The organism is Arthrobacter sp. TJ-58 (assembly GCF_058269295.1).
On the sequence record NZ_JBZCNM010000003.1, the window covers coordinates 461,193 to 475,023 of the forward strand.

The following is a 13,831-nucleotide window of genomic DNA, read 5'->3' on the forward strand; positions in this document are numbered from 1 at the left end:
TTAGGACGTGGCCGCCGCCGAGTCGGCGGCCGCGTGTACCACTTCGTTGTGGAACAGCTGGAGTACCCGCACCGGTTTGCCGGCCTGGACCAGCTGGGCCCGCCCCGGGGGAAGCATCCGGGCACGGACGCCGTTGATCAGTGCGCCCTCCGCGCGGTCCCCCGAGAGGATCAGCGCGCTGCTGCCCGAGTCCCGCAAAGAGGTGAAGAACGGCTCGTACATGCCCCGGCTGGCTCCCCGGACCCGGCGTGTGAGGACGGCATGGAGGCCGATTTCCGCTGCCAGGGGCAGGAAAGGCGTCAACCGGGCCAGCGGCGAAGAGCCGCCGGCAGTCAGGACGTCATAGTCGTCGATGATCAGCACAATGCGCGGCAGGCCGGCCAGTTCCGCGGGAGCGGCCGAGATCCGCTTTTCGAGTTCGCCGGCGACGGCCGCGGCGAGCTGGTCTGCCAGGACGGCGCTGGTGGCATATCCGCCAACCGATGCCGCGGGCACCTCGCCGGCGAGCGAACGGCGGGGATCGAACACCGCAAAGACAATGTCCTCTGCCCGGTGCTGCTGACTGAGGCGGCGGATGACCGACCGCAGGGCATTGGTCTTACCTGTCCCGTCATCGCCCATAATCACCAGATGCCGTTCCCTGCCGTGCAGGTCCAGGATTTCGGTGCCCAGGTCGAATTCACGCAGACCCAGCGGGACCGACGCCGCTGCCTCCGGGGTGGGCACCGTTGCGGCGGACACCAGGCCGGGCAGGACCCGGACCTGCATGGCGCGTTCCCCGGTGGAAGCGGCAACGGCCGCCACCAGGTCGCGCAGACCCCGGGCTGCGGTCGTGTCTTCCGGATCCGAATCCACCCGCGGCAAAGCGAAATGTCCTTGCAGCCTGCGGTCCGTCAGTGCCCGGCCGGGGCTGCCCGGGCTGACTGCTTCGGCGAGATTGCGTCCGTGGACGGATTCCCCGGGATCGGCCAGCCGCAGCTCAATCCGGTTTCCGAAGAAGCTCTGCTGCGAAATACGGATTTCATTCATCCTCGAGCAGGTCGCAATCACATGGATCCCGTAGCCCGCGCCGCGGCTGATCAGGGCGTGGACGGGTTTTTCAATGTCCTCAAACTCGTCACCGAGCTGTCCGTAGCCGTCCAGCACCAGGATGACGTCCGCGCTGGACAGCTCAGGGATCAAGCCCTCTGCCGACATCCGCCGCAGCGTCGGCAAGGAATCCACCCCGTATTTCTCGAACACCTGCTCACGCACGGCCAGCATGGCCAGGAGCTCGTCGACGGTGCGCCTGATGACTTCCCGGTTGGTGCGGACCGCTATCCCGCCCACGTGCGGGATGCCCTCGAGCGGCATCAGCGCACTGCCGAGCAGATCAATGCCGTAGATCCCCACTTCCGACGGGCTGTGGGTCAGGGACAGCGCCGCGACGATGGTGCGCAGGGCCGTGCTCTTGCCCGTTTGGGGGCCGCCCACAATGGCAACGTTTCCGCCGTTGGCAGCCAGGTCCAGTTCCCAGATGCCCTGCCACTGTTTGGCCGGGTCATCAAGCAGCCCCACGGGTATCCGCAGGGATCCGCCCTGAGACAGTCGCAGGCCCTGCCCGGTGGAGAAACCGCCCGCAGCCCGGTCGAGGGCTATCCCCTTGGGCAGCGGCGGCAGCCAGATGGGCGCGACGGCACGCGGGAACGCCGCCAGCGTATCCATGAGCGCCGACAGGACAGTGGGCCCGGTGGTGCGTTTGGCTGCCGCCGACGCCGGGCCGGTGCCTTGGCCAGCCGGGGAGGGATCTGCGGCCTCCAGCGAGGCAGCATAGCGGGGGACCGCCAGGACCTGCGGCGGGAGTTCCTCGGCGTCCGCCCCCTCCGGCCTGCCCAGGATGCCCGACCCGTCGGATTCGTTCTCCTGCCGGTTGATGTCCTGCCGGTCGGCCTCCAGCGGCCCCGACACGTAGCCTGCCTTGAACCGCGTGTAGGTGGTGGTGTCCACCTTCAAATATCCGAATCCCGGCACCGGAGGCAGGTGGAAGGCGTCAGGGGTGTCCAGCACAGTTCGGGACTCTGCTTCGGACAGCGTCCGCAGCCCGATCCGGTAGGAGAGGTACGTGTCCAAACCGCGCAGCTTCCCGGATTCGATCCGCTGGCTGGAGAGCAGCAGATGCACGCCGATGGAGCGGCCGATCCGGCCAATGGACAGAAACAGTTCAATGAAATCCGGGCGCGCGGTCAGCAATTCTCCGAACTCATCAATGATGACCACCAGATGCGGCAGGGGAGCTGCCTCCCGGCCCTGCGCTTTCAGCTCCTGCCGGTACAGCCGGTAATCGGTGATGTTGGCGAGGTTCCCTGCGCTCTTGAGGACTTCCTGACGCCGATGGATTTCTCCGGACAGACTGGCATACACGCGCTCGATCAGGCTGACGTCGTCGGACAGGTTGGTGATCACCCCTGCCACCTGGGGTGCGCCGGCAAACGGAGCAAAGGTGGCTCCTCCCTTGTAATCCACCAGCACCATGGCGAGGACGTCGGGGGAGTGGGTGGCCAGCAGCCCCGCCACCATGCTGCGCAGCATCTCGGATTTGCCCGATCCGGTGGCACCCACACAGAGTCCGTGCGGTCCGTGCCCGGACTGGGCGGACTCCTTCAAATCCAGCAGGGCGGGCCTGCCCCGGTCATCGGGCCCCAGCGGAACCCGCAGGAAGTCCACGTCACTCCGGGGTTTCCATAACCGCCGGATATCCGCGGCATCCAGGTTGGGGGAGAGACCCAGCATCTCCAGAAATCCCTGGCCGGTGTCTTCGGCGTCGTGCTCCAGCGAATCCGGGGACAGGCGCAGCGGCGCCAGTTCCCGGGCGAGGGCCTCGGCCACAGACAGCGGAAGGGCATCCAGCGTGCCGTGCTCGACGGCGGGAAGCAACGGATCCCCGCGGTAGTTCTCCACACTGAACATCCCCGGATTGGCCGGGTCCTCGCTGATGCGCAGTGAGACCTCGCCCGGTTCCTGGGAACGTTCGGACGCCAGGAAGATGGTGGTGATCCCCAGGGACCCGGGTGTTGCCTGCTGGTCCGCCGTCTGAAGTTCCGCCGGGAGCCGGCCATAGGAATCACTGAGCACCAGCAGCCGGGGCAGGGCTGCGCCCACGCTGCCGCGGAGGAAGTTCTTGCGCGATTGCGCGGCGAGGGTGGAGCGGTGGTTCAGGTCCTCGACGAGGACGTCGCCCAGGGCATCCGCTGAGGGTGCCAACCGGCGGACCGGCCCGGTGGGATGAACTGACCGCTGGTCCGCCAAATGCGGAAGCCAGGTGGCCCAGTTCCACTCATCCCGGCGGTCAGGCGGCAGGACGAGTGCAAGATGAAGGTCCTCGGGAGAGTGGAACGCTGCGGCTTCAAGGAGCAGGAGGCGAGCCACCTGCGTCACGAAGGTCCGGGATCCCACCACCGAGACGTTTCCGACACAGTCCAGCGGAAGGGTCAGCGGCAGCTCCGGACCGGACTCGTAACGGCGTTTGAGGATTTCCGCTTCCGCCGTCATGAAGGCGTCGGTCTGGGCCAGCGCGGATCCGGCATTCTGGATGATGATGTCCCGGGCGTGCCGGGAACCGCAACCGATCCTCACCTGCAGGAAGTCCTCGTGACGGCGGCGGCGTTCCCAGATGCGCCGGGGATCCCTGACGATGTCGAACAGCGCATCCGGAGGCGGGCTGACCTTCCGCGCCACGGCCAGGGCCGTCTGCTCATCTGCGCGAAGGGAGGCCCGGGAGCGTTCCAGATATTCCAGATAGTTTTCGCGCTGCTCCCGGCGCTGCTTTCCCTGCCGGCCGCGCTGGCTGAGCATCATCAGCACCGAGGCAATAATCGTCGCGATCATCGTGAGCGCTCCCACTGCTGCCAGCGGGGATCCGCGGAACAGCATCATGACCGTCATGGACACGCCGGCTCCCAGCAGGGGAACCAGTGACATCATGTTCATGCCGGTTTTGCCGCCTTCAATCGGCGGTGGAGCGTCAAGGGTGAACGCGTCCATGGTGCGTGCCGGTGCCGTGGTCCGGGACGGCCGGTGCAGGATCTTGGTGCTCATGCGGAAGCTCTCCGGGGCGGCCGGTCTGCGGCGGCTGGTGCAGCAGCGGGTGCGGCGACGGCGGCGGACAAGACGCGCGAGGCCAGCGATGCCGCCTCCAGCCGGGTGCGGCGGGAACACCGGGCCGGGTCCACTTCCAGTCCCGCCGCCAGGTGCCGGTCATAGCCCAGTGAAGCGGCGTCGATTCCGGAGCGGCGCAGCTTGCGCGCTTCCCGGGCCGCGTTAAAGCCGCTGTCCCTGTCCGACTGAACCACCAGAACCAGCAGGGGTACACCGCCCCGAAGGGGGTCCAGCTCCCAACCGGACGCGTATTCGGCAGCATCGGCCAGGCCGGAAGCGCTCGCCGGCGTCACGAAGAGAGCCAGATGGGCCTGATCCAGGACCCGCCGAGCGTCCGGATCACCGAGGCCGGGACCGCAGTCGAAAAGAGTGACGGGACAGTAGCGGGAAATGATCCGCAGCAGCGAGGCAGCGGCGTCGTCGGGCCCGTTGTCCGTTCTTTCCCCGTTGTCCGTTTTCTCCCCATTGTCCGTTTTCCCGGTGCCGTCCGGCCGACAACCCGGGCCGCCCGCAGCGGGGCCGGGCGGTAGCCAGGCCGCCGGCACCGGCCGAACCCGGGCCGGCCCGGCTCCCGGTCCGACCACCGTCCAGGACCGGGGACGACGGCGCCCGGTGACCAGCAGGTTGGCCGGCCCTGCCACCGTCAGCAGGGCGGCGAGCTCGCGCAGTGAATCCGGGGCGGCAGGCCCACAGCGGGCAGCAACTGCGTCCAGGGACGGTGCTCCCGGAACGCCCATCCGGAACCCGAGGGTGCCGCTCTCCGGGGCATTGTCGACGGCGGCCACGGCGTCAGCGCGCAGGGCGGCGTAGATGCGGGCCAGCAGAGCTGCCGCCGTGGTTTTGCCTGCTCCGCCCCTGGAGCCCACCACGGCGATGCGGCGGCCGGTGGTGACGGGAAGCTGGGTTCCTGCCGCTGCTTCCGCCAGGCGCTGGGGATAGTCATCCCCGCGGAAGAGACCGGCCGATCCTGCCAGAACACGCAGAAGAGAGGACCCGGCGGGCCGCAGGACGGTCATGAAAAGCTCACGGACAACTGGCTGAAGATGCCGAGCATGCCTGCTGCCAGCGGGACGGATGCCAGGATGGCCGCAGTTTCCACCCGTTTGGCCAACAGCCGGAAACGGGCCTGGGCATGGTCCGGGAACGTACCTGCTAGGAAGACGCAGGCGGCGGCGGCAAGGCCCAGAACCGCCGCACCTACGGTCCAGGACGGGATGTCCGGGAGCCGAAGTCCCGCCAGCACCGCGGACACCAGCCCGACGGCGGCGGCAAAGTAAAGCGCAAACCGCTGCGCGGCCAACGGAAAGGACCTCGTACGCAGGAACACTGCCAGGGTCAGTGCCAGCAGCAGCGGAAGCGTCCAGGGTGAACGCTCCGTGTCCGTACCGAGCAGCCACAGCCCCGGCGCGAGGCACAGGCCCGCAATCACGGTTCCCAGCGTCAGCCCCTCGTGCGCAGCGGCCACGGCGTTCCGTGCATCGGTCCGCGGAACCGTGCTGCCCGTGGCCCGCTGGTCATCCAGAGCGGCCAGGCCGGAGGAGACCAGTGCCAGCCGAGGCAGCACCCCCAGGAGCACGGTCCCCGCCAGGGCCGCCAGCGCGCCGGCCTGCACCGGATCCCGGGCAACAGCGGCAGCTCCGGACCACAGCAGGGCCGCCAGAACCAAGGTTCCCGCTCCGCTGACCAGGGCGCGCGGACGGGCGGAACCGGCGGCCAGCGCCACCAGGGCGAGCGCGGACAGCCCGGCCAGCAGCAGGGCAGCAGCCGGAAGCCGGTGCGGGGCGCCGTCGTAGGCATGGAGGGCGGCGCCGAGCCCGGTGAGCCAGCCGGCGCAAACCACGGTGAACGCGAAGGCGCCCCGCCGCGGCGGACGCCCCGCGGCCGCTCCGGCAGCCAGCAGCAGCACCGAGAGCACCGGCAGCAGCCACTGCACCGATCCCGGTGCGAGGATGTCCAGCAGAATCTCCGCAGCGGACCAGAACCCCGCAGCGGTGAAGGCTCCTGCCGTCAGGGCACTGAACCGAGGGGACCATCTGCCCGCCACGGCGCTGCCCTCCTCCGACACCAGGTCCGTGACGTCATAAACCACCGCGGCGGGCGGGGCATCGGCCGCGTTGCAGAGGAGAAGCGACGAGCCGTCCAGCACCCGGGCCTGATCCAGCGACTGTTCGGCGTGAAGTTCGGTGCCGTCACCGGCCACCAGGACCTTGGCCGCTACCTGCTCCGCCGGCGCATCCTCCAGAAGGTTCAGCACCTGCGGCAGGAGCAGTCCGACCGGCTGGTCTGACGGCAGCAGCAGATCGGCGTGTTTGCGCGGTCCCACCAGCGTGACGCGGGTGAAGGAGTGTGCCATGGCGGTCACGCTTCCAGCAGGTTGCTGACGAAGGAGTAGCCCACGCAGAGGGCGGCAATCACGGCGGCGGCAGCAATACTGAGGAAAAACAGCCTGTTGCTGTCCATCCAGCGCCTTTCATGGGGGTTCTCCCCGAAGAGAAACGCGGTAAGCAGCCGGTGCCGGCGCACGGTGACCGACTCAATGAGCTGATTGTCGTAGTCGCTGGCCATGAAGGTCCCCTCGCCCTTGGACACGTTGGGCTTCATCCTTACACCGCAGGCAGGCATTCGCGGCAGGTGAGGCGCAGCTGTGGACAACCTTGTTTGCGAAGCGGCGGGACGGGGCGTTGTGCAAAACTGTGGCCGGTGCTAATGCTTGTTGCACCAGCCCGCACCTAAGGAGATGTTATGAGTACCAATCCCGACACCGAAGAGCGCACTCTGAGCGAATGGAGCCGCCGCCTGACCCAGGCGCTGCAGATCCTGGACCTGGAAGTGGACCACAAGATGCTGGTGGAGCTGGCGGACAAGTCATCCAGGGCCGTGGGTAACAATGCCGGCCCGATCAGTACTTTTTTGGTGGGGTATGCAGCGGGGCTGTCCAAGACCAGCGGACGCAAGGCGGCGGATGAAGCGGTTCAGACAGCCGCTGAGACGGTCTCCACACTCGCAGAAACCGGGCTGGATGGTCCTGACGAGCCAGGCTGGAAGAACTCGGCACAGTAGCCGCGAAAAACAACGGAGGGAGCTTCAGCCAGTGGCCGAAGCTCCCTCCGTTGTTGATTGCCGGCTTTAGGCCGGAGTGCGGGTCTTGAAGTCCTCAACCTGCTCGTGCTCGGGATCGAGGTTGCGCTCCACCCGCACCAGCACGGTTTTGGACACCGGGGTATTGCTTCCCTCTGCCACGTGGTCCATGGGGACCAGGACGTTGGCCTCGGGATAGTAGGCGGCAACACAGCCGCGGGGCGTAGGATACGAGACCACACGGAACTTCCGCAGAACCCGTTCAACGCCGTCGTGATGCACCCCGTGGATGTCCACGAACCGGCCGTCCTGCAGCCCCAGTTCCATGATGTCTTCCGGGTTCATGAACAGCACGTGGCGGCCGCCGCGGATACCCCGGTAACGGTCGTTGTGCCCGTAGATGGTGGTGTTCCACTGGTCGTGGGAGCGCAGCGACTGCAGGATAAGCGTTCCCTCGGGGCGTTCCACGGCCTCCAGGTCGTTGACCGTCAGCACCGCCTTGCCCGTGGGGGTGTGGAAGGTGCGCGAATCGCGGGGACCGTTGGGCAGGACAAAGCCGCCTTCGTGCCGGACCCTCTCGTTGTAGTTGTCGCATCCCTCCACCACGCGGGCAATGTGGTCGCGGATCAGGTCATAATTCTTCTCATATCCGGCCCAATCGGCGTCTATCCTGTCGCCGACGACGAGCGCCCCCAGCCGGGATACGATGGCCGGCTCCGAGAGCAGGTTGTCCGAGACCGGCTTGAGGTTGCCGCGCGAGGCGTGCACGTTGCACACGGTGTCCTCCACCGAAACGAACTGCGGACCGCTTTCCTGGATGTCCTGTTCGGTGCGCCCCTTGGTGGGCAGGATCAGCGCTTCCTTGCCGGTAATCAGGTGCGAGCGGTTCAGCTTGATGGAAATCTGCACGCTCATGTCGGTCTTCTGCATCGCCGCTTCGGCGAACTGGGTGTCGGAAATGGCCGAGATCAGGTTTCCGCCGAGTGCCAGGAAGAACTTGATCCGTCCCTCCTGCATCCGGTAGAAGGTGTCGACGGCGTCAACACCGTGGTCCCGGGGCGGATCAAAGTTGAATTCCTTGCCCAGCGCGTCCAGGAAGGCCGGGGGCATCTGTTCCCAGATCCCCATGGTGCGGTCACCCTGGACGTTGCTGTGTCCGCGGATGGGAGCGGCGCCGGCTCCGGGCTTTCCGATGTTCCCGCGCAGCAGCAGCAGGTTGATGATTTCCTTGATCGTGGGCACGCCCTTCTTCTGCTGCGTGATGCCCATGGCCCAGGTGATGATGACCTTGTCCGCCTTCAAGTAGCGGTCGGCGAGTTCGTTGATCTGTTCGATCGGCAGGCCGGTGGCCTCCACCACGGTCGCATCATCAAGCTGGAGCAGATGCTCCTTGAGGTCCGCCAGTCCTTCGCAGTGCATCTCGAGGAAGTCGTGGTCCAGGACGCTGCCGGGATTGCGTTCCTCGGCCTCGAAGACGCGCTTGGAGATGGCCTGCAGCAGTGCCATGTCCCCGCCAAGGCGGATTTGCAGGAACTGATCCGCCAGTTCCGTTCCCTTGCCGGCAACCCCGCGCACTTTCTGCGGATTCTTGTACCGGCGCAGGCCCGCCTCGGGCAGCGGATTCACGGCGGCAATGCTGCCTCCGTTGCGCTTGCACTCCTCCAGAGCGGTCAGCATGCGCGGATGGTTCGTTCCCGGGTTCTGGCCCATCAGGATAATCAGATCGGCCTTGCCGAAATCGTCGTAGGTCACGGTGGCCTTGCCGACGCCGATGGTCTGGCCCATGCCCCAGCCGGAGGACTCATGGCACATGTTGGAGCAGTCGGGCAGGTTGTTGGTACCGAAACCGCGCACCATCAGCTGGTAGAGGAACGCCGCCTCGTTGGAGGTGCGTCCGCTGGTGTAGAACGCCGCCTCGTGCGGAGAGTCGAGGCTGTTGAGCTTGTCGGCCACGATCCGGAACGCTTCGTCCCAGCTGACGGGGTGGTAGTGGTCGGCACCGGCCGGCTTGTACACGGGTTCGGTCAGCCTGCCCTGCATGCCCAGCCAGTATTCGGTGCGTCCGAGGAGTTCGCTGATGCTGTGCTCGGCCCAGAACTCCGAAGAGATGACGACGGGCGTCGCCTCCCAGGTAACTGCCTTGACCCCTTCTTCGCAGTATTCGAACTTGCTGCGGTGATTGGGATCCGGCCAGGCGCAGCTGGGGCAGTCGAAGCCGTCCTTCTGGTTCATCTTGAAGGTGGCGTCCAGTGTCCGCTTGACGCCCATGTGCTCAATGGCAGGCCTGAGCGAGTGATAGACCGCCGGCGTTCCCGCGGCCCACTCCCTCGGGGGTTTGACCTGAATATCCTTCTCGTCCACGTTTTCCACCCGCGGTTCTTTCCGTACCACTTATGCACTTCCCTTCACCGTCCGCCGTCGGCAGTCCGGAACCTTTTTCTCCGGGCAAACCGCCCCATCCGTAGGAACAGGCCTAGCAGGTGATGCATCTCATAGCAAGGTTTGTGCCGTCGCACCCCCGATGTGAGGCCAGCCGGAAGGGCCTGCGGACGTCTTTTCACCCTGCCGGGGTGAAGGGCCGGCGAGGCGGCGGCAGGTTTATCCACAGCCGCACGGAGCCTCGTGGTGTTGTGCGGAGCCTGCGCATTGGATGGTGCCATCGGCGGACGGACCAGACAGTCCCGGCAGGGAAGCGGGGTCCTGCGCCGGATCAACCGGATGAGGGCGCGCAGGCGCTGAAAGTGAGCAGTAATGAAATTCGACATGGGTTCGCAGACGCTGGGAACACTTGCCCGGCAGACGGGTTCTTCGAGCGAAGACCTGGGTCAGCTGGTTCGTGCGCTGGTGGAGGCGGCAGCCCCTTTGGAAGGCAAATTCAACGGTTCGGGCCGGGTGAAGTTTGACGAGTTCAAGGCCCGCACCGACGAGGTGGCGAAGGAGCTCAACGGGTCGCTGGCGGCCATCCTCGCGGGACAGTCGGAAATGGACCGTTCCTTCCGGCTCGGGGATCAGGAGGCTGCGGACAATGCCGCGCAGCAGCAGGGATCTGCCAGCTTCGATTCTGCGCGCTTCGGCTCCTCCCACTGACGGCCTGACTTCCCTGCACCCCTTTGTTTCTGATCGTGAAAGGCTTTGCCATGTCCCCGGACCGTTTGAGCTATGACACCGACACGTCCTCCGCCGTACAGGGGGAAATCCAATCCCTTGCGGGCCGCCTCGAATCGCTCATCGGCGAGCGGGAGAAAGCGGTCAATTCCGCCATGTCCGATTTCTGCGCCGACGGCGTCTCAGAGGAGTACCAGTCGGTGGAGAACCGTTTCCGCAACGCTGCCACCGAAACCCGTCACATCATCGGGCTGGTGAAACAGACCCTGAACCTGAACGACCAGACCGCGTCCGGTGCCGGGTCCCGGGCTCGGAGTGCGGTGCAGAACATCGGCTGAGGGCCGCCGTCAGCTGTGCGGCGGGGCGAGGGGACCAGGCCGGAGTGTCAGGGCTGCCACGGAGGGGGCGGAATGCGGCAAGATTGGTTAGGTGAGCATAGCCAAGACATCCCCGGAAGAATCCGGCCCCGTGAAATCGTCCTCTGCCGCCGCCGTCGATTCCGTGAGCACTGATACCCCTCCCGCTGACGCCCTGCGCGAGGAATACCAGAGCCTCGCCGACCAGGTGCGCAGGTACCGCTTTGCGTATTACAACGACGACGCCCCGCTGGTCTCGGATGCCGAGTTTGACGGGCTGTACCGCAGGCTCGAAGAACTTGAGGCGCTGCATCCTGAACTGGTCAGCAACGATTCACCCACCCAGGAAGTGGGCGGGGAGGTTTCCGCCGCGTTTGCCCCGGTGGAACATCTGGCACGCATGTACAGCCTGGAGGACGTTTTCTCGCTGGACGAGCTGGATGCGTGGGTCCGCAAGACCGAGGCATCCGTTGCGAACATCGCGCCCGGCGAGAAGATCAAATGGCTGACCGAGCTCAAGATCGACGGCCTGGCCGTGAACCTGCTCTACCGGAACGGCGAACTGGTCCGGGCAGCCACCCGCGGCGACGGAACCACCGGTGAGGACATCACTCACAACGTGCTCACCATTGCCTCCATCCCGCGGAAACTCGCCGGGGAGGATCTGCCGGCCGAGATGGAAATACGCGGCGAGGTGTTCATTCCCTCCCGGGAGTTCACCCGCCTGAACGAGTCCATGGTGGAAGCCGGGAAGGCGCCGTTCGCCAACCCGCGCAATGCCGCCGCCGGCTCGCTGCGGCAGAAAGACCCCGAGGTCACCGCACGGCGGCCGCTGAGCATGTATGTGCACGGCATCGGGGCACGCGAGGGACTGGCTGCGGGTAGCCAGTCCGAAACCTATGAGCTGCTCAAGCAGTGGGGCCTGCCGACGTCGCCCTATTACAAGGTGCTGGACACCTATGACGAGGTGCTCGACTTCATTGCCACCAACGGCGAGCACCGGCACGATCTGTCCCACGAGATCGACGGCATTGTGGTCAAGGTGGACGACTTCGCCCTGCAGCGCGCCCTGGGCAACACCTCCCGGGTGCCGCGCTGGTCCGTGGCCTACAAGTATCCGCCGGAGGAAGTGAACACCAAGCTGCTGGACATCCGGGTGAACGTGGGCCGCACCGGCCGCGTCACGCCGTACGGCATCATGGAGCCGGTGCTGGTCTCCGGCTCCACCGTGGAAATGGCCACCCTGCACAACCAGGACGTGGTCAAGGCCAAGGGCGTGAAGATCGGCGACATCGTGGTGCTGCGCAAGGCCGGCGATGTGATCCCCGAGATTGTCGGCCCGGTGATGGCACTCCGTGATGCCCAGGATCCGCCCGTCCGCGACTTCGTGATGCCCACCCACTGCCCCTCCTGCGGCACTGAACTGAAACCGGCCAAGGAAGGGGACGTGGACATCCGCTGCCCCAACGCCAAATCCTGCCCCTCCCAGCTGCGCGAACGCGTGTTCCATCTGGCCGGCCGCGGCGCCTTCGATATTGAGGCCCTCGGCTGGGAAGCGGCCATCGCGCTCACCTCGCCCACCGAACCGGAAATCCCGCCGCTGACCAGCGAGGCCGGCCTGTTCGACCTGAAAATCGAGGATTTGGCGGACGTCCGGATCGAACGGCCCAAGCGCGTCAAAGGTGTGGTGGACGGCACCGAGCTGGTCCCGTACTTCTACACCAAGGGCACGGCCAAGAAGCCGTCCGAGCCCAGCGCCACCACGCGCAAGCTCTTCACCGAACTGGAGAAGGCCAAAACCCAGCCGCTCTGGCGGGTCCTGGTGGCCCTGTCCATCCGGCACGTGGGCCCGACGGCGGCACGCGCCCTGGCCGGTGCCTTCGGTTCCATGGAGGCTATCCGGGCTGCGTCCGAGGAGCAGCTGGCGCACGTCGACGGCGTGGGCCCCACCATCGCCGCCGCCCTGACGGAATGGTTCGCCGAGGACTGGCACCGCGAAATCGTGGATGCCTGGGCTGCCGCCGGAGTGCGGATGGCGGACGAGCGCGACGAGTCCATGCCGCGGACCTTGGAGGGCCTGACCGTCGTCGTCACCGGAACCCTGCCGAACTTCAGCAGGGATGAGGCGAAGGAGGCCATCCTGACCCGCGGCGGCAAGGCCTCCGGCTCGGTCTCGAAGAAAACCGACTATGTGGTGGCCGGGGAGAACGCCGGAACCAAGCTGGACAAGGCCGAGTCCCTGGGTGTCCGGGTGATCGACGAAGACGGCTTCCGCATCCTGCTGGCCGAAGGTGCGGTGCCGCTGGACACTGCAGCTGACGGCCCCGTCCCGGAGGAAGGCACCGAATGAGCCCGCTGCCCGATCCCGCTGATCCGCTGGAGCTGCTCGATGTGGCGCGGGAGGCGGCCGCGGCAGGCGCGGCTGTCCTGGCCAGGCGGACCGCGGAGGGACTGAACGCGGTCAACAAGAGTGCCGACGGCGACTGGGTCACCGAATTCGACACGGCCGCCGAGCGGGCGGTCCGGGAGGTCCTGGCCCGGCTGCGCCCGCAGGACACCGTCACGGGTGAAGAGCTGGAGGCCAGCGTTCCGGCGAACGCCTCGGGCATCCGTTGGTCCATCGATCCGCTGGACGGCACCACCAACTTCATCCGCAACATCGTCTATTACGCCACCTCCGTGGCCGCGGTGACCGACGACGGCGTCTGGCTGGCCGGCGTCGTCCACGCACCGGCGCTGGTGCGCGTATATTCGGCCGCCCGGGGACACGGGGCCTGGCTGACCGAACACGGCACGGTCCGGAAACTGACCGGACCGGACCCGGAACGCACCGGCAAACTGCTGGGCACCGGATTTTCCTATGACGCCGGAGTGCGTGCCGAACAGTATTCCGCGCTGGGGGAGCTGGCGGCCGGATTCGCCGATGTGCGCCGGCTCGGGTCCGCAGCCCTGGATTTGTGCATGGTCGCTGACGGCACGCTGGACGCCTACGTGGAGCGCGGCCTCAACGAATACGACTACGCCGCCGGGGCACTGATTGCCGAGGAGGCCGGAGTTCCGGTCCGGCGCCCGGGAACACCGGGCAGCGATGCGGAGCGCCTGCAGGCTGTGACGGCAGCCGGAGCTGCCGTAATTTCTCAGCCGTAATTTCTGAGCCG

At 66.6% G+C, this 13,831-nt stretch carries 10 protein-coding genes; 5 read left to right on the forward strand and 5 right to left on the reverse strand.

All coding sequences use genetic code 11. The annotated features are described in order from the left end of the window. From eccCa to AC4D2W_RS12470, 4 genes are read right to left on the reverse strand one after another with little or no spacing between them, the layout of a single operon-like run. Positions 1-4,074: a type VII secretion protein EccCa gene (gene eccCa / locus AC4D2W_RS12455; RefSeq protein WP_490927218.1), complete on the reverse strand. Its 4,074-nt coding sequence runs from the start codon at positions 4,072-4,074 to the stop codon at positions 1-3. Next, positions 4,071-5,150, reverse strand: a complete 1,080-nt coding sequence (locus tag AC4D2W_RS12460) for a hypothetical protein (protein WP_490927219.1) — start codon at positions 5,148-5,150, stop codon at positions 4,071-4,073. Before AC4D2W_RS12460 ends, eccCa begins: the two co-directional genes overlap by 4 nt. Next, positions 5,147-6,487, reverse strand: a complete 1,341-nt coding sequence (gene eccD / locus AC4D2W_RS12465) for a type VII secretion integral membrane protein EccD (RefSeq protein ID WP_490927220.1) — start codon at positions 6,485-6,487, stop codon at positions 5,147-5,149. The genes AC4D2W_RS12460 and eccD overlap by 4 nt, the downstream gene beginning before the upstream one ends. 5 nt (positions 6,488-6,492) lie before the next feature. After that, positions 6,493-6,735, reverse strand: a complete 243-nt coding sequence (locus AC4D2W_RS12470; protein ID WP_490927221.1) for a hypothetical protein — start codon at positions 6,733-6,735, stop codon at positions 6,493-6,495. Positions 6,736-6,876: 141 nt separating this feature from the next. Between AC4D2W_RS12470 and AC4D2W_RS12475 the strand changes: the two genes are divergently transcribed. Then, positions 6,877-7,194: a DUF6457 domain-containing protein gene (locus AC4D2W_RS12475; RefSeq protein ID WP_490927222.1), complete on the forward strand. Its 318-nt coding sequence runs from the start codon at positions 6,877-6,879 to the stop codon at positions 7,192-7,194. 66 nt (positions 7,195-7,260) lie between these two features. Here AC4D2W_RS12475 and AC4D2W_RS12480 read toward each other — a convergent pair whose 3' ends face one another. Continuing rightward, positions 7,261-9,603, reverse strand: coding sequence for an FdhF/YdeP family oxidoreductase (locus AC4D2W_RS12480; RefSeq protein WP_490927223.1), 2,343 nt, complete (start codon positions 9,601-9,603; stop codon positions 7,261-7,263). Between the two features lie 360 nt (positions 9,604-9,963). Between AC4D2W_RS12480 and AC4D2W_RS12485 the strand changes: the two genes are divergently transcribed. The 4 genes from AC4D2W_RS12485 (at position 9,964) to AC4D2W_RS12500 (ending at position 13,820) form a co-directional block, all read left to right on the forward strand. Beyond that, positions 9,964-10,299: a hypothetical protein gene (locus AC4D2W_RS12485; protein WP_490927224.1), complete on the forward strand. Its 336-nt coding sequence runs from the start codon at positions 9,964-9,966 to the stop codon at positions 10,297-10,299. A gap of 50 nt (positions 10,300-10,349) precedes the next feature. Next, entirely contained in the window at positions 10,350-10,655 is a 306-nt protein-coding gene (locus AC4D2W_RS12490) for a pore-forming ESAT-6 family protein (protein WP_490927225.1), read from the forward strand. A 130-nt stretch (positions 10,656-10,785) separates the two neighbouring features. Beyond that, positions 10,786-13,023, forward strand: a complete 2,238-nt coding sequence (ligA, locus tag AC4D2W_RS12495; RefSeq protein ID WP_490927226.1) for an NAD-dependent DNA ligase LigA — start codon at positions 10,786-10,788, stop codon at positions 13,021-13,023. Beyond that, a complete protein-coding gene (locus tag AC4D2W_RS12500) occupies positions 13,020-13,820 on the forward strand; it encodes an inositol monophosphatase family protein (protein WP_490927227.1) in 801 nt (266 codons plus the stop codon). Before ligA ends, AC4D2W_RS12500 begins: the two co-directional genes overlap by 4 nt. Positions 13,821-13,831: the final 11 nt, after the last annotated feature.